Source organism: Dactylosporangium sp. NPDC051485, assembly GCF_040682015.1.
Lineage (GTDB): Bacteria > Actinomycetota > Actinomycetes > Mycobacteriales > Micromonosporaceae > Dactylosporangium.
In genome coordinates this window covers 103355-127483 of record NZ_JBFAZW010000004.1, presented here as the reverse complement: position 1 = coordinate 127483, position 24129 = coordinate 103355, and the positions used below count along the sequence as shown (strand labels likewise).

General features: G+C 71.5%; 26 protein-coding genes and 1 pseudogene. 18 read left to right on the top strand and 9 right to left on the bottom strand.

Annotation, left to right across the window (positions count from 1 at the left end; genetic code table 11):
• Positions 1-94: 94 nt before the first annotated feature.
• Positions 95-850, top strand: a complete 756-nt coding sequence (locus AB0M46_RS03455) for a phosphoglyceromutase (protein WP_363332646.1) — start codon at positions 95-97, stop codon at positions 848-850.
• Between the two features lie 61 nt (positions 851-911).
• Here the strand turns inward: AB0M46_RS03455 and phoU are convergent, their stop codons facing one another.
• Entirely contained in the window at positions 912-1571 is a 660-nt protein-coding gene (gene phoU / locus AB0M46_RS03450) for a phosphate signaling complex protein PhoU (protein WP_363332645.1), read from the bottom strand.
• A gap of 206 nt (positions 1572-1777) precedes the next feature.
• Between phoU and AB0M46_RS03445 the strand changes: the two are divergent.
• Both AB0M46_RS03445 and AB0M46_RS03440 read left to right on the top strand, forming a co-directional pair.
• A pseudogene (locus AB0M46_RS03445) lies at positions 1778-2824 on the top strand (ATP-binding protein); the annotation flags it as partial.
• A 77-nt stretch (positions 2825-2901) separates the two neighbouring features.
• Positions 2902-3585: a response regulator transcription factor gene (locus AB0M46_RS03440; protein WP_363332644.1), complete on the top strand. Its 684-nt coding sequence runs from the start codon at positions 2902-2904 to the stop codon at positions 3583-3585.
• Positions 3586-3595: 10 nt separating this feature from the next.
• Here AB0M46_RS03440 and AB0M46_RS03435 read toward each other — a convergent pair whose 3' ends face one another.
• Positions 3596-4228, bottom strand: a complete 633-nt coding sequence (locus AB0M46_RS03435; protein WP_363332643.1) for a PilZ domain-containing protein — start codon at positions 4226-4228, stop codon at positions 3596-3598.
• 80 nt (positions 4229-4308) lie between these two features.
• Between AB0M46_RS03435 and AB0M46_RS03430 the strand changes: the two genes are divergently transcribed.
• On the top strand, positions 4309-4530 hold the full coding sequence (locus AB0M46_RS03430) for a hypothetical protein (RefSeq protein WP_363332642.1): 222 nt from the start codon (positions 4309-4311) through the stop codon (positions 4528-4530).
• Here the strand turns inward: AB0M46_RS03430 and AB0M46_RS03425 are convergent.
• A complete protein-coding gene (locus AB0M46_RS03425; protein WP_363332641.1) occupies positions 4501-5346 on the bottom strand; it encodes a hypothetical protein in 846 nt (281 codons plus the stop codon). The two genes, AB0M46_RS03430 and AB0M46_RS03425, sit on opposite strands and share 30 nt — an antisense overlap.
• A gap of 37 nt (positions 5347-5383) precedes the next feature.
• Between AB0M46_RS03425 and AB0M46_RS03420 the strand changes: the two genes are divergently transcribed.
• Entirely contained in the window at positions 5384-6313 is a 930-nt protein-coding gene (locus tag AB0M46_RS03420) for a Ppx/GppA phosphatase family protein (protein ID WP_363332640.1), read from the top strand.
• Between the two features lie 40 nt (positions 6314-6353).
• The gene (locus AB0M46_RS03415; protein WP_363332639.1) at positions 6354-7157 is read left to right on the top strand and encodes a sugar phosphate isomerase/epimerase; all 804 of its coding nucleotides are present in this window, start codon (positions 6354-6356) and stop codon (positions 7155-7157) included.
• Positions 7158-7730: 573 nt separating this feature from the next.
• Here the strand turns inward: AB0M46_RS03415 and AB0M46_RS03410 are convergent.
• Positions 7731-7931 (bottom strand): cold-shock protein, encoded by a 201-nt coding sequence (locus AB0M46_RS03410; RefSeq protein WP_363332638.1) that lies wholly within the window; start codon positions 7929-7931, stop codon positions 7731-7733.
• 184 nt (positions 7932-8115) lie between these two features.
• A complete protein-coding gene (locus tag AB0M46_RS03405) occupies positions 8116-8697 on the bottom strand; it encodes a CGNR zinc finger domain-containing protein (protein ID WP_363332637.1) in 582 nt (193 codons plus the stop codon).
• Positions 8698-8775: 78 nt separating this feature from the next.
• Here AB0M46_RS03405 and AB0M46_RS03400 point away from each other — a divergent pair, with 78 nt between their 5' ends.
• The 9 genes from AB0M46_RS03400 (at position 8776) to AB0M46_RS03360 (ending at position 17330) form a co-directional block, all read left to right on the top strand.
• Complete coding sequence (locus AB0M46_RS03400; protein WP_363332636.1) at positions 8776-9696, top strand: proline dehydrogenase family protein; 921 nt, start codon at positions 8776-8778, stop codon at positions 9694-9696.
• 108 nt (positions 9697-9804) lie between these two features.
• Positions 9805-11346: a basic secretory protein-like protein gene (locus tag AB0M46_RS03395; protein WP_363332708.1), complete on the top strand. Its 1542-nt coding sequence runs from the start codon at positions 9805-9807 to the stop codon at positions 11344-11346.
• Between the two features lie 167 nt (positions 11347-11513).
• The gene (locus AB0M46_RS03390) at positions 11514-12860 is read left to right on the top strand and encodes an HlyD family efflux transporter periplasmic adaptor subunit (protein WP_363332635.1); all 1347 of its coding nucleotides are present in this window, start codon (positions 11514-11516) and stop codon (positions 12858-12860) included.
• Positions 12857-13570 carry an ABC transporter ATP-binding protein gene (locus tag AB0M46_RS03385; protein ID WP_363332634.1) on the top strand — a complete coding sequence of 238 codons (714 nt, stop codon included), beginning with the start codon at positions 12857-12859 and terminating at the stop codon, positions 13568-13570. Before AB0M46_RS03390 ends, AB0M46_RS03385 begins: the two co-directional genes overlap by 4 nt.
• A complete protein-coding gene (locus tag AB0M46_RS03380) occupies positions 13567-14751 on the top strand; it encodes an ABC transporter permease (protein WP_363332633.1) in 1185 nt (394 codons plus the stop codon). The genes AB0M46_RS03385 and AB0M46_RS03380 overlap by 4 nt, the downstream gene beginning before the upstream one ends.
• Before the next feature lie 136 nt (positions 14752-14887).
• On the top strand, positions 14888-15103 hold the full coding sequence (locus tag AB0M46_RS03375) for a helix-turn-helix domain-containing protein (protein WP_033363444.1): 216 nt from the start codon (positions 14888-14890) through the stop codon (positions 15101-15103).
• Positions 15104-15214: 111 nt separating this feature from the next.
• On the top strand, positions 15215-15316 hold the full coding sequence (locus tag AB0M46_RS03370; RefSeq protein WP_007465623.1) for an AURKAIP1/COX24 domain-containing protein: 102 nt from the start codon (positions 15215-15217) through the stop codon (positions 15314-15316).
• Positions 15317-15403: 87 nt separating this feature from the next.
• The gene (locus tag AB0M46_RS03365; protein ID WP_363332630.1) at positions 15404-16477 is read left to right on the top strand and encodes an NAD-dependent epimerase/dehydratase family protein; all 1074 of its coding nucleotides are present in this window, start codon (positions 15404-15406) and stop codon (positions 16475-16477) included.
• Complete coding sequence (locus AB0M46_RS03360) at positions 16470-17330, top strand: lysophospholipid acyltransferase family protein (protein ID WP_363332629.1); 861 nt, start codon at positions 16470-16472, stop codon at positions 17328-17330. The genes AB0M46_RS03365 and AB0M46_RS03360 overlap by 8 nt, the downstream gene beginning before the upstream one ends.
• An 11-nt stretch (positions 17331-17341) precedes the next feature.
• On the opposite strand, the gene AB0M46_RS03355 is transcribed toward AB0M46_RS03360, so the two are convergent.
• The 3 genes from AB0M46_RS03355 to AB0M46_RS03345 all read right to left on the bottom strand — a co-directional run bounded on the left by AB0M46_RS03355 (position 17342) and on the right by AB0M46_RS03345 (position 20506).
• On the bottom strand, positions 17342-18157 hold the full coding sequence (locus AB0M46_RS03355; protein ID WP_363332707.1) for an HAD-IB family hydrolase: 816 nt from the start codon (positions 18155-18157) through the stop codon (positions 17342-17344).
• 224 nt (positions 18158-18381) lie between these two features.
• Positions 18382-19410, bottom strand: a complete 1029-nt coding sequence (locus AB0M46_RS03350) for a DUF5667 domain-containing protein (RefSeq protein ID WP_363332628.1) — start codon at positions 19408-19410, stop codon at positions 18382-18384.
• 253 nt (positions 19411-19663) lie between these two features.
• A complete protein-coding gene (locus AB0M46_RS03345; RefSeq protein WP_363332706.1) occupies positions 19664-20506 on the bottom strand; it encodes a sigma-70 family RNA polymerase sigma factor in 843 nt (280 codons plus the stop codon).
• A 538-nt stretch (positions 20507-21044) separates the two neighbouring features.
• Here AB0M46_RS03345 and AB0M46_RS03340 point away from each other — a divergent pair.
• Genes AB0M46_RS03340 through AB0M46_RS03330 form a run of 3 tightly spaced genes read left to right on the top strand, consistent with a single transcriptional unit; the run spans position 21045 to position 23427 of the window.
• Positions 21045-22565 (top strand): AMP-binding protein, encoded by a 1521-nt coding sequence (locus AB0M46_RS03340; RefSeq protein ID WP_363332627.1) that lies wholly within the window; start codon positions 21045-21047, stop codon positions 22563-22565.
• Positions 22562-22795, top strand: a complete 234-nt coding sequence (locus AB0M46_RS03335; protein WP_363332626.1) for a glutaredoxin family protein — start codon at positions 22562-22564, stop codon at positions 22793-22795. The genes AB0M46_RS03340 and AB0M46_RS03335 overlap by 4 nt, the downstream gene beginning before the upstream one ends.
• On the top strand, positions 22792-23427 hold the full coding sequence (locus AB0M46_RS03330; protein ID WP_363332625.1) for an HAD hydrolase-like protein: 636 nt from the start codon (positions 22792-22794) through the stop codon (positions 23425-23427). The genes AB0M46_RS03335 and AB0M46_RS03330 overlap by 4 nt, the downstream gene beginning before the upstream one ends.
• 11 nt (positions 23428-23438) lie before the next feature.
• On the opposite strand, the gene AB0M46_RS03325 is transcribed toward AB0M46_RS03330, so the two are convergent.
• Positions 23439-24083 (bottom strand): response regulator transcription factor, encoded by a 645-nt coding sequence (locus tag AB0M46_RS03325; protein WP_363332624.1) that lies wholly within the window; start codon positions 24081-24083, stop codon positions 23439-23441.
• Positions 24084-24129: the final 46 nt, after the last annotated feature.

Here is a 24129-nt window from a genome sequence, read left to right as displayed (position 1 = left end):
CCCAGCTCTCGGCATCGTAATGTCCGACACGGTTTCGCATCCTTACACCAGGGCCGTGTGATGTCGAAGGGATTCGGTACGGGAGGATGAGTTCATGAGCGAAGTCGGGACACTGGTGCTCTTGCGGCACGGTGAGAGCGAGTGGAACGCCAAGAACCTGTTCACCGGCTGGGTCGACGTGGACCTCAGCGCCCAAGGAGAGGCCGAGGCCCGTCGGGGCGGCGAGCTGATCCGTGAGTCCGGTCTCCTGCCGGATGTGGTGCACACGTCAGTGCTGCGCCGTGCCATCCGTACCAGCGAGATCGCCCTGCACACGGCCGACCGCCACTGGATTCCGGTCCAGCGCACCTGGCGGCTCAACGAGCGCCACTACGGCGCCCTGCAGGGCAAGAACAAGAAGCAGACGCTGGACGAGTTCGGCGAGGAGCAGTTCATGCTCTGGCGCCGCTCCTACGACACGCCCCCGCCGGCCATCGCCGACGACGACGAGTGGTCGCAGGCGGGCGACGCGCGCTACGCGGCGCTGCCCCCGGAGCTGCGCCCGAAGACCGAGTGCCTCAAGGACGTCGTGGCGCGGATGCTGCCGTACTGGTACGACCAGATCGTCCCGCAGCTGCGCAACGGCAAGACGGTTCTGGTCGCCGCGCACGGCAACTCGCTGCGGGCGCTGGTGAAGCACCTCGACGGCATCTCCGACGAGGCGATCGCCAAGCTCAACATCCCGACGGGCATCCCGCTGCGCTACGACCTCGACGCCGACCTCAAGCCGATCACGGCCGGCGGCACGTACCTCGACCCGCAGGCGGCCAAGGAGGCCGCCGAGGCCGTGGCCAACCAGGGTCGCAAGTAACCGTCACAAGGAACAACGGTTCGCATGCGGGGGAGGGGCCGGCGGCCCCTCCCCCGAAGCGTTACTGGGCCGGGCGGGAGTCCAGCGACTCGCCCGTGACGAGGAACACGACGTGCCGGCCGGCGTTGACCGCGTGGTCGGCGTAGCGCTCGTAGAAGCGCCCGAGCAGCGCCGAGTCGACGGCGGCCTCGGTGTCCTCGGTCCACTTCGGGCCGAACATGATCCCGAACAGGTCGTTGTGCAGCTTGTCCATGGCGTCGTCGTCCCGCTCGAGCTGGGCGGCGGCGACCACGTCCAGGTTGGAGATGGCGCTGGAGATCTTGCCGGCGATGCGGTCGGCCACCGTGCCCATCTGCTCGAACGTGGCGACCAGCGGCTCCGGCACGGCGTGAGCCGGGTGGCGGCGCAGCGCCGTCTTGGCCACGTGGTCGGCCAGGTCGCCCATCCGCTCCAGGTCGGCCGCCAGGTGCAGGGCGGTCAGCACCAGCCGCAGGTCGGAGGCGACCGGGGCCTGCCGGGCGCACAGGTCGTACACCTTGTCCTCGACCAGCCGGTACAGGGCGTTGACCTCGGCGTCGCGGGCGATGACCTCCTCGGCATCGGTCTGGTCGGCGTTGAGCAGGGCGTTGGTGGCCCGGTTCATGGCCGAGCGGACCGCGTCGGCCATCCACACCAGCAGCTTGTTGACCTGCAGCAGGTCTGACCGGTATTCGTCGCGCATAATGCTCCAATCGTTGTGTACGTCACCGTAGGGCCCTTAGCGGCCCATGCCGATGAACAGTGGCCGCCACCAGGGTGAACACTGGACGTCTTGAGCCCGATTCGTACCTCCGTGCGCGCTGGATGCGCTAACCGGTCTCCTACGATCGGAGCGTGGATTGGAAGTTCCGGCAGTCGAAGGCCGAAGGTCCGGCGATGACCGAGGTTCTCGACGCGCTGCAGGTCGGCGTGCTCGTGCTCGACGAGCTCGACAAGCCCGTGCTGGCCAACGCGGCCGCGCGGGAGATGGGCCTCGTCCGCCAGCGGCAGGCCGGCGGCGTGGCGGTGACCGAGGAGGCGCACACGATCGTGCGGACCCTCGCCGGCCAGGTGCGGCGCACGGGCATCACCCGGGTCGTCGAGCTGGACCTGCCCCGCCTGACCCACGGCGAACCACTCGGCGTCAACGTCCGCGCGGTCGCGCTCGACTCCGGCCGGGTGGCGATCGAGGCGGCCGACGTGACCGAGGCCCACCGGGTGGCGCGGGTGCGCCGAGACTTCGTCGCCAACGTCAGCCACGAGCTCAAGACGCCGGTCGGCGCGCTGCAGCTGCTGGCCGAGGCCCTACTGGACGCCACCGACAAGGACCCGGCCGCCGCGATCCGGTTCGCCGAGCGCATCAAGCACGAGTCGACGCGGCTCGGCCGGCTCGTCTCCGAGCTGCTCGAGCTCTCCCGGCTGCAGGGCGCGGAGCCGCTGCCCGAGCCGGAGCCGGTCGACGTCGACAAGATCACCGCCGAGGTGCTCGACCGGGCCAAGACCCCCGCCTCGGCCAAGGAGATCGAGCTGCGCTTCCAGGGCGTGCGCGGCCTGACCGTGTACGGCAACGAGAACCAGCTGGTGACGGCGGTGTCCAACCTGGTGGAGAACGCCATCGCGTACTCCCCGGAGCGCACGGCGGTCACGGTCACCACCAGCGAGGACAACGGGTACGTCGAGATCGCCGTGGCCGACCAGGGCATCGGCATCGAGCCGCGCGACATCGACCGCATCTTCGAGCGGTTCTACCGCGCGGACCGCGCCCGTTCCCGGGCCACCGGCGGCACCGGGCTGGGCCTCGCGATCGTCAAGCACATCTCGACCAACCACGGCGGTCGCGTGACGGTGACCAGCACGGTAGGAGTTGGCTCGACGTTCACGTTGCGGCTGCCCTCGCGTCCGACGGAGGCCGCGTTGGCGCTACCGCCGTCAGTTGAGATCGGAGGGGCCCCATGATCGTTATGCAACAGCAATCTCCACCCCGCGGTTCGCAGCGCAGTGCGGCTCCCCGGCAGCTACGAAAGGACAGCACGTTGGCGCGCGTACTCGTGGTCGAGGACGAAGAGTCGATCTCGGACCCGTTGTCGTACATGCTCCGTCGCGAGGGCTTCGAGGTCTCCATCGCCGCGACCGGCACCGAGGCCTTGACCGAGTTCGACCGCACGGGCGCGGACATCGTCCTGCTCGACCTCATGCTGCCCGAGATGTCCGGCACCGAGGTGTGCCGGCAGATGCGGCAGAAGTCCAACGTGCCGATCATCATGATCACCGCGCGGGACAGCGAGATCGACAAGGTGGTCGGCCTGGAGATCGGCGCCGACGACTACGTCACCAAGCCGTACTCGCCGCGCGAGCTGGTCGCCCGGATCCGCGCGGTGCTGCGCCGCCAGGTCGACACGGTCGGCGAGCTGGCCCCGCCGACGCTGTCGGCCGGCCCGGTCCGCATGGACGTCGACCGGCACGTGGTGACCGTGGCGGGGGATGCCGTACAGCTGCCGCTCAAGGAATTCGAGCTGCTCGAGCTGCTGCTGCGCAACGCGGGCCGGGTGCTGACCCGCGGCCAGCTCATCGACCGCGTGTGGGGCGCCGACTACGTGGGCGACACCAAGACCCTCGACGTGCACGTCAAGCGGCTGCGCTCGAAGATCGAGCCGGAGCCCTCGGCGCCGCGGTACATCGTCACGGTCCGCGGCCTGGGCTACAAGTTCGAGCCGTAAACCTCGAGCCTCAGCCGGCATTGGCGACCGATTCGCGGTTGCGCCTGCGCTCCTCCATCTCACGGCGCAGGACGTAACCGCGAATCGCGCGCCCGATGAGCTCGCTCGTCTCGTACGTGATGATCACGTCATAGGTGGTGTTCTCCGGGTCACGGCGGACAAACAGCACGCAACCGTGCAGCGTGATCACCTGCTGTTCGAGCGAGACCCGCACCTCCACCCGGTCGTCGCGGTCGAAGCGGTCCTCGACCATCCGGCAGCGCACGCCGCCCTCGGAGAGGTCGATGACCCGGCCCGAGTACGTGGTGCCGCCCATCGTGACCTCGACCCGCTCGCCGCCCCCGCCGCGCACGTAGTTGCGCCGGGTCTGCAGCCGGATCGACCCGTCCGTCTCCAGCAGCCAGCGCGGCGGCTGCTCGCGGCCCAGGCCGACGAGCTTCACGTCGACCGCCTGCCGCCGGTCGCCCGCCACCCAGGCCAGCTCCATCGACGCGCCGACCTTGGGCGCGTCCGCGGAGCTCACGCCGAAGGGCGCGGCCACGGTCAGGCGCTTGCCGCTGACATCCTCGACCCGGGACTGATAGGCCTCGCCGTCCATCAGCACCACGTCGACCAGGGCGTTGATCGCGGGCAGGCTGGTCACGCCCGCACCTTCGGCTCGCCCGGGCGAGACTTGAGAAGTCCTGCCGCACGACCCGCCCGGCTGCCGTAGCGTGTTGGCTGGTGCGCAACTTCAACACCGGCCCGGCCGGCATGCTTCTGATGGTCGTCGGCCTGCTGCTGACGGTCAGCTCGACCTACACGGCGGTCGCCAAGCACGGCTGGCCGGATCTCCTGCCGAGCATCCTGATCGGCCTGTCGCTGACGGCGGTGGGCTACTCCCTCGTCGCCCGGGCCCGCCGCTCGCAGTCGCGATCAGACGGGCCGGATGGGGATGAGCTTTAGCGCCGCGGTGGTGGCGGGGTGCGGGGCGACCAGGCCCTGGGCGGCCCGGGCGGCGCACAGCTCGGCCAGCCGGGCGTAGGCCGCCTTGCCGATCAGCTCGGTCAGCTCCGGCTCGTACTCCTGGTACATCCGCTTGTCCCCGACGTGCGCCTCCGGCGACGAGGTGCACCACCAGTGCAGGTCGTGCCCGCCCTCGCCCCAGCCGCGCCGGTCGAACTCGCCGAGCGTGGAGACCAGCACCTTGGTGCCGTCGGGGCGCTTGCGCCAGTCCTGCTCCCGGCGCACGGGCAGCTGCCAGCACACGTCCGGCTTGTACTCCAGCGGATGCACGCCGTCGCGCAGTGCCTGCCCGTGCAGCGCGCAGCCGCCCCCGCCGGGGAAGCCGGGGTCGTTCTGGAACACGCAGCCCCCACCGGGCCGGGTGGCCGTGCGCAACGCCTGGCTCTTGCCGTCGACGGTGTCGTTCTCGGTCCACCGCTTGAAACCCCGGCGATAGTACTGCCAGTGCTCCGGCGTCAGCTTCTTGACCGCGGCGCGCACGCGCTGCTGGTCGTCGTCGTCGGTGAAGAAGGCGCCGTGCGAGCAGCAGCCCTCTTCGGCCCGCCCCTCGATGATCCCGTGGCACCCGCGCCCGTAGACACAGGTCCAGTTGGACAACAGCCACGTCAGGTCGGCCCGGATCAGGTGGTCCTCGTCGGCCGGATCGGCGAACTCGAGCCACTCGCGCGGGAAGTCCAGGTCGACCTCGAGGCTGCGCGGGTCATCTGCCTCATCGACTTCAACCTCATCGACTTCAACCTCGACGTGGATGTTCATTCGACCAAGGCTACGCCCTCGCCGTTACGGTTTACGCATGCGACTCGGCGTGCTCGATGTAGGCTCCAACACCGTTCATTTGCTGGTGGTGGACGCGCACCACGGCGCGCACCCGTGGCCGGCCCACTCCCAGAAGGCGGAGCTGCGCCTGGCCGAGCGCATCGGCCGGGACGGCAACCTGACCAAGGCCGGCGCCGACAGCCTGGTCGCCGCCGTCGCCCAGGCCCACGCCGCCGCCGAGCGGCTGGAGGCCGACGACCTGCTCGCCTTCGCCACCTCGGCCGTGCGCGACGCCCGGAACTCGTCCCGCGTGCTCAAGCGGGTCCGCGAGGAGACCGGCGTCGACCTGCAGGTGCTCTCCGGCGAGGCCGAGGCAATCCTGACGTTCCTGGCCGTGCGCCGATGGTTCGGCTGGTCGGCCGGGCGCCTGCTCGTGATGGACATCGGCGGCGGATCCCTCGAGCTGGCGGCCGGGATCGACGAGGAGCCGGATGTGGCGCTGTCGGTACCGCTGGGAGTCGGCCGCCTGACCCGCGAACGCCTCAGCGGCGACCCGCCGAGCGCGGCCTCCGTCGAGGCTTTGCGCGAGTACGCCGAGGCCGAGGTGGCCCGCACGGCCGAGCGCCTGCTCAAGAGCGGCTGGGACCGCCCGGTCGCCACCTCGAAGACCTTCCGCACCCTGGCCCGCCTCGCCGGCGCGGCCCCCTCCGGCGCCGGCCCGCGGGCACCGCGCCGGCTCACCCGCACCGGCCTCCACCAGGTGCTCTCCTTCATCCGGCGCATCCCGTCGGCCGGCCTGGCCGAGATCGACGGCGTCAGCCCGGGCCGCGCCCACCAGATCCTCGCTGGCGCCGTCGTGGCCGACGCGACCATGCGGATGCTGGGCATCGACGAGGTGCAGGTCTGCCCCTGGGCCCTGCGCGAAGGAGTGATTCTTCGCCGTTTGGAAGTGTTGGAGTCGCGTTGATCGACAGGAGACGCTACCTGGGCCGGGCTAGCCTGGTGGTGTGAGTCGTCAAGTTCCGGTCCTGTTGTCCACCTCCTCGGTTTTCCCGGAGCCGACCGCGGCCGGCTTCGAGATGGCCGCCGCGCTCGGCTACGACGGCGTCGAGGTCATGGTGTGGTCCGACGCCGTGAGCCAGGACTCCGGCGCGCTGGTCGGCCTCTCCCGCCACTACGACGTGCCGGTGCTCTCCGTGCACGCGCCATGCCTCATGGTGACGCAGCGCGTGTGGAGCCCCGACCCGTGGGAGCGCCTCCGGCGCGCGGCCGAGCTCGCCGACACGCTCGGCGCCACGACGGTGGTCGTGCACCCGCCGTTCGCCTGGCAGCGCGAGTACGCCCGGACCTTCCAGTCCGGCCTCCTGCGCCTGGGCCGGCAGTTCCCCGCCATCCGCTTCGCCGTGGAGAACATGTTCCCGCTGCGCGGCGTGGGCCGCGAGTTCGTCCCGTATGCGCCGGGCTGGGATCCCACCGAGACCGGCTTCGACGCCTACACCCTCGACCTGTCGCACTGCGCCGCATCTCGCATGGACGCCATCGCCCTGGCCGACACCATGGCCGGCAACCTGGCCCACGTCCACCTGGGCGACGGCACGGGCAAGGGGCGCGACGAGCACCTGGTGCCGGGGCGGGGCACCCAGCCCTGCGCCAAGCTGCTGGCCTCGCTGGACGCCCGGGGCTTCACCGGCTCCGTGGCGGTGGAGGTGGGCACGCGGAAGGCTGGCAGCCGGGCCGAGCGGGAGGCCGACCTGGCCGAGTCCCTGCGCTTCGCCCGCCAGCACCTGGCCACGCCGTCCCCGGTCGCCTGACCTGTTCCTGCCCCGCGCTCGCGCGGCTTCGTGCCGATGTCGGTGCTGGCGCGGCGTCCTGCTCCGCGCTCGTGCGGCTTTGTACCGATAAGTCGGGCGCTGGCGCGCCACGACTTATCCGACTTATACCCCGACAGGCGAAATATCTGAAACAGGCAGTTTCGCACATCGCGCAAAACTGCGCCGGAAGGTGCTGGGAAGCGCGGGACTCAACCTGCGGGGGAAGCGCAGCCGCGGGAGGTGCGGCTTCCAGCTGTGCGAAGGCGCGCGCCCGGCAAGGGAGAAGAGCATTCAAGCCGCGGGGGTATTGCCCGAAGCCGCTGGCGAGGCGGGCTTTGAAGGGCCGGCGTGGGGGAATGGGTCCAAGCCGCACGCAAGCGCGGTGTCGAGCCGCGCGTCGCAAGCGCGGACAGGCCGCCGAAGGGTTGCGGCCCCGATGCGTGGTCCGATCCGCACGCAAGTGCGGCGTCGAGCCGTGCACAGGTGCAGCCCGGGGCCGCGGGCAGGCACGCCGAAGCATGCGGCCCCGGTCCGCGGAGGTGCGTCCACGAGCCGGGGCCGAAGAAGTCGATGTCAGATCCTGCGTACGGACTCGGCCTGGGGGCCCTTGGGACCCTGCTTGATCTCGAATTCGACGCGCTGGTTCTCGTCGAGGCTGCGATAGCCATCCGCGACGATCGCGGAGAAGTGGACGAAGACGTCGTTGCCGCCGTCGACGCTGATGAAGCCGAAGCCCTTCTCAGCGTTGAACCACTTCACGGTTCCCTGGGCCATGGTGCTGTTTCTCCTTCGTAGGGCGTTGTGATCCGGTGACGTACCCGGTGTCGGGGGCCGGCCCAACGAAGGCCGGCACCGCATCGCCCAACCCCGCGTGTCCGATTTATCGGACGCGCGGTAAAGCGAACCACATGACGCAAGATATGCCGAAACTAGCAGCGTCCGTGTGGTTTTCCGGCAGTTACGCCGTGACGACCGCCCGATCGGAGTCATCGACCGGGAGGTCGGCGACCGCCGCAGGGGCGAGTGAGGCACGCTTGCGCGCCCGGTGGGCGGCCACGTGCGAACGGGTGGCGCAGCGCTCCGAGCAGAAGCGGCGGCAACAGTTGGACGAGGTGTCCAGGTACACGTTGCCGCAGCGATCATCGGCGCAGACGCCGAAGCGGGTGCTCCCGTGCTCGCAGAGCCACACGGCCAGGCCCCAGGCGGCTCCGGCGAGCAGCTCCGAGCTGACCGACGAGCCGCGACCGGTCACGTGCATGTGCCAGTCGTGGGTGTCGTGGCCGGAGATGCGCGGCTGCATGGGATACGCCTCGAGCAGCGCGTTGAGCTCGGCGACCGCGGCCACGTCGCGGCCGGACGAGCCGTGCTCGAAGACCTCCCGGAGCCGCTTGCGGGCGCGCCGGAAGGCGATCAGATCGCGTTCCGTGCCCTCCGCGGTCTGCCAACTGTCCTCGCCGAAGAGTGCGACGAGGTCCTGCATGCTTTCGAGCGGCGCGTTGACGATGTCGACGGCGGTCCGCGCATACGCGTCGAAGTCCACCCGACCAAGGTAGTCAAGAAATGCCACAGTGGCGACCAGGCGTCACCGGACGTCTCCGGTTCTGTCTACGCTCGGCACATGCTCAGATCGGTCATCCTCGCCGCCGCCCGCTCCCACAGGGTCGAGCGGCTCGTCGAAACCGCCCCGGTCAGCCGCAGTATCGTGCGTCGCTTCATCGCCGGGGAGCACGCGGAGGACGCGCTACAGCGCACCCGCGAGCTGGCCGCCGACGGCCTGGCCGTCACCATCGACTACCTGGGGGAGGACACCACCAATCCCGAACAGGCCGAGGCGACCCGCGACGAGTACATCAAGCTGCTCGACGCCCTGCACGCGGCCGAGCTGACCCCCGCCGCCGAGGTGAGCGTGAAGCTCTCCGCGCTCGGGCAGGTCTTCGACGAAAAGCTCGCGTACGAGAACGTCCGCGCGATCTGCGCCAAGGCCTCCGAGGCGGGCACCACCGTGACGCTGGACGCCGAGGACCACACCACCACCGACTCGACGCTGGACGTGCTGGGCCGGCTGCGCGGGGAGTTCCCGACGACGGGCGCGGTCCTGCAGGCCTACCTGCGCCGCACCGAGGCCGACTGCCGCGAGCTGGCCGTCGAGGGGTCCCGGGTGCGGCTGTGCAAGGGCGCCTACAGGGAGCCCGAGTCGGTGGCGTACCAGGGCCGCCTGGACGTCGACAAGTCCTACGTGCGCTGCCTCAACGTGCTGATGTCCGGCACGGGCTACCCGATGATCGCCACCCACGACCCGCGCCTGGTGGCCATCGGCGAGGACCGAGCCAAGTGGTTCGAGCGCAGCCCCGACGAGTTCGAGTTCCAGATGCTCCACGGCGTGCGCCCCGAGGAGCAGCTGCGCCTCGCCCAAGCGGGCTACACCGTGCGGGTCTACCTGCCGTACGGCACCCAGTGGTACGCCTACATGATGCGCCGCCTGGCCGAGCGCCCGGCGAACGTCGGCTTCCTGGCCAGGGCCCTGCGCTCGCGCGCTTAGCAACGCCGGGGGCCGGCGGGAGGAAACGACCCGGACCGCTCATCCCGTCCGTTCTCGTCCGTACGGGCGACGCGGCGCCTTGACCGGGTCACGTACGGTCCGGCGGTGATGGAAGGGGACGGACGGCGGCACGCGGGCGCAACCGACGACACCGCGACCTACCCGGCGCTTCCCCGGCCGCGCGGGCCCGAGTCCGACGAGCAGGCCTCGCCGCCCTTCATTGCGCGGCGGTACCCCGAGCAGCCCCCCGCCCCGCGGCAGTACCCCGAGCAGCCCTCTGCCCCGCGGCGGTACCCCGAACAGCCCTCTGCCCCGCGGCGGTACCTCGAACAGCCCCCCGCCCCGCGGCGCACCACGACGCTGCGCGCGGCCCTGTTCGGCGTCCTGGCCTTCCTGCTGTTCGCGCCGGCGGCCGCCGTCGCGTACACCACGGTCCGCGAGGAGGGCGGCGTCACCGTCGCCGCCCAGGAGCTGCCCGCCGGCCGGGACCGGGACGTCGGTCCCGGTGCGCCCGCCGGCCGCTCGCCCGCCCCCGGCGGGACCCATCGGCCGGCCCCGACCACCGTCGACGGCAGGATCCGTCAGGCCCTCGCCGACCAGGCGGCGGCGCTGCTGGCGGACGACCAGGACGGCTTCCTGGCCGCCGTCGACCCGTCCGCACCCGCGCTGCGCGACGACCTCGCCCGCCGCTTCGGCTCGCTGCGCCAGCTGCAGGTCAAGGTCTGGCAGCCGACGGTCAAGGGCAAGGTCCGGACCGAGGCCGGGGGCACCGCGTCGGCGATCGTGGCCGTGCAGTACTGCTTCGTGGTCCAGGCCTGCGAGCCGATGGGCCTGGAGGCGGACACCCGCTGGAACGTCTCCGGCAAGGCGGTCACGATGCTGGCCTTCGGCACGGCCAAGGCGCTCGGGCCGCGGCCGTGGGAGGCCAGCGAGCTGCACACGGCCGTCGGCTCGCGGGTGGTGATGTCGACGACCGCGAAGTACGCCTCCCGTCTCTCCTCGATGCTGGCCACCGCGGAGAAGGCCGCCGTGCTGACCGACAAGTTCGCCCGCTGGGGGTCTCCGCCGTCGCGGTACGTGGTCTACCTGGCCGGGCCGGACGAGTGGGCGTCCTGGTACGGCATCAACCAGGCGGCCTGGGTGGCCGGCTTCGCGATGCCGCTGAACGCGAGCGCGACCGAGATCGTCGTCAACGCCGCGCGGATCGACACCAGGCAGGCGCTCGACGTGCTGCGCCACGAGTTCACGCACGTCGTGACGCTGGACGGGGTCGAGAAGGCCTACCCGCACACCTGGTGGCTGGTCGAGGGCGTCGCGGAGTACGTCCGCATGAAAGGCGCCGGCAACAAGCCCTTCGACGGCATGGCCGACGTGCGCTCCTACGCGCGCAGCGGGCGCTGGGACGGCACCATCGCCCTCGACGACCCGCCGGACGGTGCCACCACGACCGACGTCAGCGGCCGCTACGGCGTGGCCTACCTGTCCCTGCAGCACCTGGCCGAGCGCTACGGCGAGGACCGGCTGCTCGACTTCTTCGGCTACGCCGTGCGTCAGGGCGTGGCGCTGGGCGACGCCGCGCCCAAGGCCTTCGGCGTGAGCTGGGACGACATCCAGGCGGAGTGCGCGAAGGCCGTGCGGGCGCACGTCTGATTGGTGCAACTGCGATAGGCCGGGAACTCCGGGCCTATCGCTCATATACCCCGTCGGGAGAAATATCCGAAAAGTCGTGGCGCGCCAGCGCCCGACTTTTCGCAAGATCAATGCCCGTCGAACCGGCGGGGCAGGGGTGACGCGAAGGCGTATCTAAACTTGTCAGCGTGCATCGCGCCCCCTCGCGAACCGCGGCCGTGGCCCTCGTCATTCTCGTGTCGCTCACCGGCGCCTCCTGCAGCGGCCACGACAGCGGCATCGGGCTGGGCACCGCCGGGCGCGCCGACGTCGTCGAGGTCGTCGACGCGCCGGCCACCGTCACCGCCCGCGCCGCCGCCACGCTCACCGCGGCGGCCGACGGCACGCTGGCCACGCTCAGCGTCAAGCCGGGCGACACCGTCGCGGCCGGCCAGGTGCTGGCCGTCGTCGACTCGCCCTCGGCCCAGCAGCGGCTGAAGGAGGCGGGCGACGCCCTCGACGCGCTCAACAGGTCCGGCGGCGGCGGGGTCGGGGTCAAGAACCTCTCGGCCCAGCAGAAGCGCACCGACGACGCGGCCGCGAAGGCGTTCGCCGACGCGCGGACGGCCGCCGGGCAGATCGCCGACGCCGCGGTGCGCACGACGCTGGCCACCCAGATCGACCTTGCCGAGCGGACGTACCGGGAGGCGGCCGCCTCGGCGCGGGCCGTGATCCAGAGCGTCCAGCGCGGGCTGGCGAGCATCTCGCAGGCGATGTCGGCGCTGAGCGCGGCCCAGCGGGCGCAGGCACAGTCCGCCTACGACCTGGCCCGCTCCACCGTCGACCAGCTCACGCTGCGGGCGCCGGTGGCCGGGGTGGTGCAGCTGGGCGGCACCTCGGCGGCCGGCGCCCCGTCGATCACCGACCTCATCGGCGCGGCGGGCGGGGGACAGGCGCCGGCCGCGACCTCGGCGCCGGCGGGTGGCAGCGTGCCGGGGGTGGACCCCGCGGTACCCACCGGAGGAAAGGTCTCGGCGGGATCGGCCATCCTGACCGTGGTCGACGTCTCGGAGCTCGGGCTGATGGCCGAGGTCGACGAGACCGACGTGCTGCTGGTCGAGCCCGGCGTGACGGCCCGGGTGGAGCTCGACGCTGCACCGGGGGCCGCCTACGAGGCCACCGTGACCTCGGCCGACGTGCTGCCGACGACCTCGGCCCGGGGCGGCGTGGCCTACCGGGCGCGGCTGCGGCTCGGGGCCGGCCACTACGACGACGGGCGGGTCGCGCCGAGGCCCCGGCCGGGCATGAACGCCGTGGCCCACCTGCAGGTGCGCTCGATCCGGGACGCGGTCACGGTGCCGGCCGCCGCGGTGTTCAACGTGGGCGGCAAGGACGTCGTCTGGCTGGTCCGCGCGGGCAAGGCGGTGCAGCAGCCGGTCAGCGTCGGCGTCTCCGGGCAGGACCGCGTCCAGGTGCTCAGCGGCGTGGCCGACGGCGACCAACTCGTGGTGCGCGGCACGGACAAGGTCCAGCAGGGCATGGACCTGCCGAAGTGACGGCGGCACTGGTCGCTCAGGAGGTCACTCGCGAGTACGCCCTCGACGGCGTCACCGTGCCGGCACTGCGCGGGGTCAGCTTCACCATCGACGCGGGCGACTACGTGGCCATCATCGGGCCCTCCGGGTCGGGCAAGTCGACGCTCATGCACCTGCTCGGCGGCCTCGACCGGCCCACCTCCGGCCGGCTGCTGATCGGCGGGCGGGACGTCGCCGGGCTCGACCCGCGGGAGCTCGCCCGGCTGCGCAACGAGACCATCGGCTTCGTCTTCCAGTCGTTCCACCTGCTCGCCCGCACGAGCGCGGTCGACAACGTCGGGCTCCCGCTGGTGTACCGCGGGATGCGGGCCGGCGAGCGCCGGCGCCGCGCGGTGGCGATGCTGGAGCGGGTCGGGCTCGGCCACCGCCTCGACCACCGGCCCAACCAGCTCTCCGGCGGCGAGCAGCAGCGGGTGGCCATCGCCCGGGCCCTGGTCACCGACCCGCAGGTGCTGCTGGCCGACGAGCCGACGGGCAACCTCGACACCAAGAACGGCCAGGCCGTCCTCGCCCTGCTGGAGGCGCTCAACCGCGAGCAGGGGGTGGCGCTGGTGATCGTCACGCACGACCGCGAGGTGGCCGCGCGGGCCGACCGGCAGATCGTGATGCGCGACGGCGAGATCGTGCCCCGGCAGGGGCCCGACGGCGTGGCCGCGGGGGTCGCGTCGTGAGGCTCGCCGAGGCGTGGCGGGTCGCCGTCGACGCCCTGCGGGCCAACCGGCTGCGCAGCACGCTGACCATGCTCGGCGTGATCATCGGGGTGGCCGCGGTGGTCGTGCTCGTGGCCATCGGCACCGGCACCAAGCAGAAGATCGAGCAGCAGGTCGAGGGCCTCGGCTCCAACCTGCTCATCGTGGTGCCGGGCGAGGTCAACATCGGCTCGGCGCCGTCGGTCTCGCGCATGGACCTCTCCGACGTCGACGCCGTGTCGAAGATCGTCGGCGATCGCGGCCGGGTGGCGGTGACCGTCGCCTCGGGCGAGACCGTGGCGGCCGGCAACGCGCAGACCTTCGCCAGCGTCAACGGCGTCATCGAGACGACCCCGAACGTCTTCGTGCGCCACCTGGCCCGCGGCACGTACCTCACCCGCTCCGACGTCGACACCCAGCGCCGGGTCGCCGTGCTGGGCTGGGGCGTGGCCCGCAAGCTCTTCGGCGACCGGGACGCGGTCGGCCAGCAGCTGAGCATCGCCGGCGTGCGGTTCCGGGTGGCCGGCGTCTTCGAGCCGCTCGGGCAGAGCCTCGGGATCGATCGCGACAACGAGGTACATGTGCCGATCACGACCGCGCAGCGCCTGCTCGGCACCAATCGGGTCGACGGGATCGCGGTCAAGGCGCCCGACCGGGGCGAGATCGGGGACCTGTCCGCCCGGATCATCGCCGAGCTCACTCGCCGGCACCCGGGCACCCAGTTCAGCGCGGTGACGCAGGAGCAGATCCTCGGCGTGCTCGGCGACATCCTGGGCGTGCTGACCGGGGTGCTCGCCGCCATCGCGGGCATCTCGCTGCTGGTCGGCGGGGTCGGGGTATCGAACATCATGCTCGTGTCCGTGCGCGAGCGGACCAAGGAGATCGGGCTGCGCAAGGCGGTCGGCGCCCGGCCGCGCGACATCGGGGTGCAGTTCCTGCTCGAGGCGGTGCTGCTGACCACCCTGGGCGGCTTCATCGGGATGGCGCTCGGGGTCGGGGCGGCCCTCGTGGTCGCGGCCCTGTCACCGGTGCCGGCGGCGATCACCTGGTGGTCGCTCGCGCTCGCCTTCGGCGTCTCCGCGGGGGTGGGGATCATATTCGGCGTCGTGCCTGCCCAGCGTGCGGGCCGTCTCGATCCCGTGGTGGCCCTGCGCACCGAATGATCGAGTATCAGGGGCCACTGATCAACTTCGTGGCAAAGATTCCGACGAACCGGGGGTGCAAGTCACAGCAGTACCGCTACCGTACTGGTAACACGCTGATGGAGTAACGAGGCGAGCACGCCGGTCGGAGGTCGCGATGTCGAGCACGCCACACACCACCGAAGGCCGGTTGGGCGAGGTCAGGTTCCTGACCGTCGCCGAGGTGGCCACCCTCATGCGGGTGTCCAAGATGACCGTCTACCGTCTCGTCCACGCCGGTGACCTCACCGCCGTGCGCGTGGGCAGGTCGTTCCGGGTCCCTGAGCACGCGGTCGATGCATACCTGCGCGAAGCGTTCCGTGAGACCGCCTAGCGGCGGGGTCGTTTTCCGATCCAGCAGCGGTACGGCTACCCTTGAACGGCTAACCATGTCTTCAGCGTGCCAGCGATGGCACGCGCTCCGCTGTATCGAGGAGATGCTCGTATGGGCTCGGTGGTCAAGAAGCGCCGCAAGCGTATGGCCAAGAAGAAGCACCGCAAGCTGCTGCGCAAGACCCGCGTCCAGCGTCGTCGTCTCGGCAAGTAGCGTTCCCGCAGTTCATCCGGTGGCCGGTCCCTTCACGAGGGGCCGGGCCGCCCGGTCGTTCATGAGTCCTTCCGCGATCGGAGTCGCGTGAGCGCGTCGCCAAGCGTCGTGCTGGTGACCGGGGTGAGCCGATATCTCGGCGCTCACCTGGCCGCCCGGCTCGCCGCCGACCCGCGCATCCGCCGCGTCATCGCCATCGACGCCTCGGCGCCCGCCGGGGAGTTCGCCGACGTGCTCGCGGCGGCCGGGGAAAAGGTCGACCTGCACCAACTGGACCTGCGCACCCCCGGGGTGCTGCGGGTGATGGTCGACGCCCGCGTGGAGGCGGTGGCGCACCTCGCCGTGGCCACCGCGACCGACCAGCACGGCGGCCGCGCGGCGATGAAGGAGCTCAACGTCATCGGCACGATGCAGCTGCTCGCCGCCTGCCAGCAGGCGCCGCGGCTGGCCAAGCTGATCGTGCGCTCGTCGACCGCGGCCTACGGCGCCTCCTTCCGCGACCCGGCGATCTTCACCGAGGACACCGAGCCGCGCGAGGTGCCCCGGGGCGGGTTCGCCAAGGACGTGCTCGACATCGAGGGGTACGTCCGCGGCTTCCGCCGCCGCCGGCCCGACGTGGCCGCGACCGTGCTGCGCTTCGCGCCGTTCATCGGCTCCGCGGTGGACACGCGGCTCACGCGGTACTTCGCCCAGCCGGTCGTCCCCACGGTGCTCGGCCGCGACCCGAGGCTGCAGTTCCTGCACGTGGACGACGCCTTCGAGGTGCTCGAGCGCTCGGTCACCGAGGCGCACCCGGGCACCTTCAACGTGGCCGGGGCCGGGACGCTGACCCTTTCCCAGGCGGTACGGCGAGCCGGCCGGCTGACCATGCCGATCCTCGAGCCGGGCCTCAACGCGCTGGCCGGGCTGGGCCGCGCCGGCGTCACGCTCGACCAGCTCGACCTCTTCGTGCACGGCCGGGTGGTGGACACCACGAAGCTGATCCGCGAGTTCGGCTTCACGCCGCGCCCGACGGTCGAGGCCTTCGGCGAGTTCGTCCGCAGCCGCCGCGGGGGCGAGCTCCTGCCCGCGGATACGATTCGCTCCGTCGAGCAGTCCCTGCTCGAGGGTTTCCGCCGGACACGCGCGGCCAGGCTGGCGTTGGAGAGTGGCGATGACTGATCCGGATCTCCCCGATGTGTGGGACGACCGGGTCGCCGGCGCGCTGGCCTTCATCCGTGAGCGGCTGACCGGCGACTACGAGATCGACGGCTTCGGCTTCGACAAGCACCTCACCGACGGGGTGTTCCTGCCGATGCTGCGGCCGCTGTACCGGCAGTGGTTCCGCACCGAGGTCTTCGGCACCGAGCACGTGCCGAAGGAGGGCCCGGCCCTGGTCGTGGCCAACCACTCAGGCACGGTCGCCCTGGACGCGCTGATGCTCTCGGTGGCCGTGCACGACGAGACCGACGCCCGCCGCCACCTGCGCCTGCTCGGCGCCGACCTGGTCTTCCGCATGCCGTTCATGTCCGAGGTGGCCCGCAAGTCCGGCGCCACCCTGGCCTGCAACCCCGACGCCGAGCGGCTGCTCGCGGACGGGGAGCTGGTGGGCGTCTTCCCGGAGGGCTTCAAGGGCATCGGCAAGCCCTTCGCCGATCGGTACAAGCTGCAGCGCTTCGGCCGCGGCGGCTTCGTGTCGGCGGCCGTGCGGACCGGCACCCCGATCGTCCCGGTCTCCATCGTCGGCGCCGAGGAGATCTACCCGAAGATCGGCAACATCCGCCCGCTGGCCCGGCTGCTCGGCGCCCCGTACTTCCCGATCACCCCGACCTTCCCGTGGCTGGGACCGCTGGGCCTGATCCCGCTGCCGAGCAAATGGATGATCGAGTTCGGCGAGCCGATCCCGACCGAGGAGTACATCGACTCCGCCGACGACCCGATCGTGGTCTTCAACCTGGCCGACCAGGTCCGCGAGACGATCCAGCAGACCCTGTACAAGCTGCTCGAACGCCGCCCCGACGCGTTCTCCGCCTGACCGGTGTTTCCTCAGGCGTCCTCGGGATCGGGCGTGGCGGAGCGGCGGCGGCGCTTGCGCATCGCGGAGTAGGTGGCCAGGCCGCCGAGGACCACGCCCGTGGCGAGGGCGGCCGGCACGGCGATCTTGGCCGCCTTGCGGCCGGTGCGGAAGTCGCGGATCTCCCAGCCCCGCTTGCGGGCCTCGCGGCGCAGGGCCGGGTCCGGGTTGACCGCCACGGCGTAGCCGACCGTGGAGAGCATCGGGGCGTCGTTGATCGAGTCGCTGTAGGCCGCGCACCGCGTCAGGTTCAGCCCTTCGGCCAGCGCCAGGGTGGTGATCGCGGAGGCCTTCTCCGGGCCGTGCATGAGGTCGCCGACCAGGCGGCCCGTGTACACCCCGTCCTGGATCTCGGCCATGGTGCCGATCGCGCCGGTCAGGCCCAGGCGGGCGGCCATGATGCGGCCCAGTTCGACCGGCGCCGCGGTGACCAGCCACACGCGCTGGCCGGCGTCCAGGTGTAACTGGGCCAGGGCCAGGGTGCCCGACCAGATGCGGTCGGCCATGAGCTCGTCGAAGATCTCCTCGCAGAGGCGCTCCATCTCCTCGACCTTCCAGCCGGCGATGAAGGCCAGGGCGGTGGTCTTGGCGCTGGAGACGGTGCCGGCGTGCTCGGAGGCCAGGAGGCGGAAGCGGGCCTGCTGGTAGGCGAAGCGGACCAGGTCGCGGCTGGTGAAGTACTTGCGCTTGGCCAGGCCGCGGGCGAAGTAGTAGATCGACGCGCCCTGCATCATCGTGTTGTCGACGTCGAAGAAGGCGGCGCCGGTGGGGTCGGACGGGATCTCCAGGGCGGCCTCGACCTCGGTGGCGGCCCAGCCCGCGGCGGAGACGACGATGCGGCCGCTCGGGCGCTTGCGCCGCAGTGCGGACGGTCGGATCTGCACGGGCCTGCTCCCTTCGAGAAGATCAACACGTGTGACACGAACATCCAACGGTACCGGCATGGAACAGCAACAGGGCCCGGTGACGTGCACCGGGCCCTGTCATGTCGTTGACGTGTCGCTGGGCTGAATCAGTGGAGCAGCCAGTCCAACAGGCCCTTTTCGGTCTTCGAGGGGGAAGGCGTGGGCGAGACCGTGGCGGCCGGTCCGGCGGGGGAGGACTCGGTCGCCGACGAGTTGACGCCGGCGCTCGGGGCGACGCTGCCCGGGTGGCCGCCGGTCTGGCCCGGGTTGCCCGTCACCGGGGCGGCGGGCTGCTGGGTCTGGCCGGAGTTCGTGCCGTTGCTGGGCTTGGTGGTGGTGCGGCAGGCGTCGCCGACCGGGACCGGGCCGTAGGCGTCGGGGCCGGTCACCGCGGTCGGGCCGCACTTGACCAGCGGACGCAGCGCCTTCGAGCGGCGGTCGATCTCGTCCAGCAGCCTGACCGACGTGGTCGCCCGGGCGCGGGCCGGATCGCCGGTGGCCGAGGCCTTCAGCTTCTCGGCGGCGCCGCGCTGGTTGGTTACGAAGCCGTCGATCGCGTCGAGCGCCGCGGGGTCCTTGTGGGCCATCGCGGTCGCCGTCAGCAGCCGGACGCCCTCCAGGGTCTCGCTGTCCATGTCGTCCAGGACCGACGAGAGCCCCGCCGGGTCCTTGACCGCCTGGGCCTCGTCGAGCCGGGTGCGGGCGAACTCGAGGTACAGCTGGCCCTTGCTGATGTCCGAGCCGGCCAGTGCGAGCTGTGCCTTCTCGGTGGAACGCTTGACCGAGTACAGCGCGTCGCCGGGGATGGCGTCGCCGGACGCGGCCGACATGCCGGAGAGGGCCAGGGTGCCGGCGGCGAGGCCGACCACGATGGCGCCGCGGGTGCGGGTCCGGCGGCTGACCGCCGGGCGGCTGCCCGCGGGCCCGCGCAGCGAGCGCAGGCCCACCCGGCGGACGGGCTCCGGCTCGGGCTCCTTCGCCGTCGCGCCGACGCCCTCGCGCTCGATCGTGGCCATGAGCATGGCCCGCAGACCGTCGCGGAACTCTTGCTGCGCTTCCACCCGGACCGGCAGCTCACCGAGCCGCTGGCCGACCGACACAAGGTCGGTGAGGGAATCGTCGAGCGTGGACCTCATGCGGTGCCGTCTCGCCCCTGTGGCCTCGTCGAGGAGCTGAGCGAACCGCTCAGCCCGTCGACGGTGGAAGACGGAGCCAATCACCTGAGGCACCCCCCTTCGCTGATCGCGTCACTCAGGCGCGGCAGGGCAGCGGGATGGTGGGCCACCGCGACCGCCGTGCGCCATGCCGACGGTCGCACCTGGACCAACGGAGCAGGGCGAAGACTGGTTACGGCGACCGTCGGGGCACTGTAGCCGAAGGTGGCATGGGTCACGGCTGGAATCCGTCGGGGAGCAGCCGGGCGAGCGCACGCACCGCGCGGTACTGCAACGCCTTGATGGCTCCCTCGTTCTTGTTCATGGTCTGTGCGGTCTCGGCCACCGAGAACCCGTGCAGGAAGCGCAGCACGATGCACTCCTGCTGCTCGGGGTTGAGCTGCTTGACCGCCTTGAGCAGGTCCACGTTGGTGATGTGGTCAATGACCGCCGCCTCCGGGCTGCCCTCCGGCCCCCGGTCGGGGCGGTCGGCGTCCAGCACGTCGCCGGTCGTGACCTCCAGGCGGTACCGCCCGGACTTGAAATGGTCGGCGACGAGGTTGCGGGCGATGGTGACCAGCCAGGCACCGAGGTCGCGACCCTGCCACGTGAAGCTGCCGATGCGCTTGAGCGCACGCAGGAACGTGTCGGCGGTCAGGTCCTCGGCGAGCTGGCGGTTGCCGACCCGGAAGTACACGAACCGGAAGACCGTGTCGAAGTACCGGTCGTAGAGGAGGCCGAACGCCGCGCCGTCGCCGGCCTGGGCCCGCTCGATGAGCGCCCAGACCTCGGAGGCTGGGTCGCCGCGCTCGGGGCGGGTCGGCTGCGGCGGGACGGGCTCGCGCGGACCGGTCTCGGTCAGCGTGTCCGTGCCGCCGCCCAGGATGTCCGTGGGGATCGGCACGGTCTCCTCGCCGAGGAGGCCCGCGCCGGCGCCGCCGACGGGCTTGCCGTTCATCCCGGCGTTGGGTCTGGCGTTCGGGGCCGGTCCCGGGCGGGCCGGTGCCTCGTTGGTGTGTGGGCGCCCCCGCGTGCGCGGGACGCTGCCTCCCTCACCGCGCATCACCGTGCTGAACATGTCGCGCACTGACTCGCGTACGGAGTCGCGCAGCACTGACAGCCCGCCGGTGAGTGCGTGCTCAGCGTCGAACACGTGCTGGTAACCGCTCATACGTCGCAAAGCCCTACGAATACGGCGATCAACGGCACTTCGGCCTCCTCGGGGTGAGGGGTATCAACTCGCGACAAATAGGGTGAGTCGACTTCGGTGATAATAGGTCCGGCGTCACCCGCGTGTGGTCGGCTCATGACGTGAGGGCACATTCATCCCACGGATCGCTGTCCGTTCGGCGCACATGCTGTCCGTCACTTCGCCGCAACACGCCGTACGACACGCCGGAAAAACGGCGAAACGGGACGTAATCGCGCTGGAGTTACTGGACTGCGGCACGCGGATTGCACACGATCGGATGGATCGTTACTCAGTCGGCGTGTCGTGTCCGTTTGCGGCCCGGCCGAACCGCAGCACGCACCATGCCACGGCAGAGGGTGATTGGTGACGGGTGAACTTCCTGCGGGTCCCGGCTCACCCGTTTGCTGTGCAAGACTCGGCGACCGTGCATGACGTTCCGAACCCCACCGCCGAGGGGAACTTCGCCGACGTCGTCCGGCGTGCCGCGCAGCGTGGTGTCGACCGCCCCGCCCTGCGGTCGCACGACGAGGTGCTCACCTGGGGTGAGCTGGACCGGCAGGTCGACGCCGTGGCCGGCGGACTGCTCGCGCTGGGCCTTCCCGACGACCGGCACGGCCGCCCGCGGGTGGCCATCGCGCTGCCCAATGTGCCCGAGTTCGCCGCCGTGTACTTCGGCGTGCTGCGGGCCGGTCTCGTCGCCGTGCCGGTCAATCCGGGGTACACCTCGCGCGAGCTGAACCACGTGCTGGGGGACTCCGGCGCGGCCGTGCTGGTCGCGACCCGGCCGGTGATGGGTGCCGTCGGGGACGGGGCCCCTGGCGTGCGGTACACGCTGGGCGAGAATCTTGGCGGATTACTCAATGGCGACGAGTTCATCGCTCAGTCCGTCGGCGGCGGCGAGGACCTCGCGGTGCTGCTCTACACGTCCGGCACCGCCGGCGCGCCGAAGGGGGCCATGCTGCCGCACCGCGCGCTGCTGGCCAACCACGAGCAGCTCGCGCGCATCGAGCCGGCGCCGGTCAACGGCGACGACGTGCTGCTGCTGGCCGTGCCGCTGTTCCACGCGTACGGCCTCAACTCCGGCCTCGGCGCGGTGGCCTACCACGGCGGGTGCGGCGTGCTGATCGAGCGCTTCGACCCGGCCGACGCGCTGGAGGCGATCGAGCGGCACGGCGTGACCGCCGTGATCGGGGTGCCGCCCATGTTCATCGCCTGGTCGCTGATGGGCGAGCGCCTGGCCCGGTCCTGGGCCGGGGTGCGCCTCGCGGTGTGCGGCGCCTCCCCGCTGGACCCCGCGGCCGAGCGGCGCTTCGCCGAGGCCACGGGCCGCGCGGTGTACCAGGGCTACGGGCTGACCGAGGCCGCGCCGGTGCTCACCAGCACCCTGGCCAGCCCCTCGATCAGGCCGGGCTCGATCGGCCGGCCGATTCCGGGCGTCGAGGTGCGCCTGGTCGACGCCGACGGCGAGGACGTGATCCCCGACGAGGAGGACGGCACGACCGACCCCGGCGAGATCGTCGCCCGCGGTCGCAACTTCTTCCGGGGGTACTGGCCCGAAGGCTCCTCGGCCCCCGACCCCGGCGGCTGGTGGGCGACCGGCGACGTGGCCTACGCCGACGAGGACGGCGACCTGTTCATCGTGGACCGGCTCGGCGAGCTGATCCTGGTCAGCGGGTTCAACGTCTACCCGCACGAGGTCGAGTCGGTGCTGGCCGCGCACGAGGAGGTCGCGGAGGCGGCCGTCCTGGGCGTGCCGCACCCGTACACCGGCCGCACGGTCAAGGCGGTGGTGGTGCGCCGCCCGGACTCGCAGGTGACCGCGGAGGAGCTGATCGCGCACTGCGAGCGCAATCTGGCCCGGTTCAAGTGCCCGACCGCGGTGGAGTTCGTGGCCGAGCTGCCGCACTCCGCGACCGGCAAGGTCCGCAAAGGAGTCCTGGGATGAGGCTGCTGCTGTACACCCGCGAAGGCTGCCACCTGTGCGAGGAGGCCAGGGAGGTGCTCGAGCGGGTCGGTGAGCCGTTCGAGGAGGTCGACATCTCCGGCGACGACGAGCTGGAGGAGGAGTACGGCTTCCGCATCCCCGTGCTGCTGCTGGACGGCAAGGAGCACGGCTACTGGCGGGTGGAGGAGGACCGGCTGAGGGCCGATCTAGGGCTATCCTCACCCGGGTGAAGCACCTGGTGTGGGACTGGAACGGCACCCTGCTAGACGACCTCGAGCTCGTCGTCGACGCGACCAACATCTGCCTGGCCACGGTCGGCGGCCCGGCCATCACCGCGGAGGAGCACCGCCGCGACTTCCGCCGGCCGATCCTGGACTACTACGCGCACGTGCTCGAGCGGCCGGTCGACCAGGTGGAGTTCCAGCTCCTCGACGACGCGTTCCACGACGCTTACCGGCGCGGGATCGCCACCTTGCAGCTGGCCTCGGACGCGCTCGAGGCGATGGCGAAGTGGTCCGGCACCCAGTCCCTGCTGTCGATGTTCTTCCACGACGAGCTGCTGGTCGAGGTCGAGCGGCACGGCCTCGGGGCCCGGCTGGTGCGGATCGACGGCCTGCCGGGCACGGTCGGCGGGCAGCGTAAGGCGGTGTACCTCGAGCGCCACCTGGCCGCCCTGGGCCTCGACCCCGCCGACGTGGTGATGGTCGGCGACTCGGTCGACGACGGCGAAGCGGCCAGGACGGTCGGCGCCGGCGCCGTGCTCTACGCCGGCGGCTTCACCGACACCGAGCTGCTGCGCGCGACGGGCCTGCCGGTCGCGTTCTCCCTGGTCGAGGCGGTCGACCTGGCGCTGAAGGGCTAGCTTTTGAAGGGTTAGCTCTGGAGGTAGGCGAGCACGGCCAGCACGCGGCGGTGCTGCTCGTCGTCGGGCGGCAGGTCGAGCTTGGTGAAGATGTTCTTGACGTGCTTCTCCACCGCGCCATCCGTGACGACCAGCTTGCGGGCGATCGCGGTGTTGGATCGACCCTCGGCCATCAGCCCGAGCACCTCCCGCTCGCGCGGGGTGAGGCTGCGCAGCGGGTCGTCGCGGCGCCGCCGGACCAGCAGCTGCCCGACCACCTCCGGGTCGAGCACGGTGGCGCCGGTGGCCACCCGCTGCATCGCGTCGAGGAACTCGGCGACCTCGGAGACCCGGTCCTTGAGCAGGTAGCCGACCGCCCCGGCCCGGTCGGCCAGCAGGTCGTCGGCGTAGGAGACCTCGACGTACTGCGACAGGACCAGGATCGGCGTGCGCGGCACCCGGGCCCGCGCCTCGACCGCGGCCCTCAGGCCCTCGTCGGTGTGTGAGGGCGGCATCCGTACGTCCACGATGGCCACGTCGGGCCGGTGCTCGACGATGGCGGCCACCAGGCTCGGCCCGTCCCCGACGGCGGCGAGGACCTCGTGCCCGCTCTCGGTGAGCAGGCGCACCAAGCCCTCGCGCAGCAGTACCGCATCATCCGCAACGACTACCCGCACGCAGCGATAGTAGGCCAGTCGTCGATATCGGCGGCCGAGATGCCTG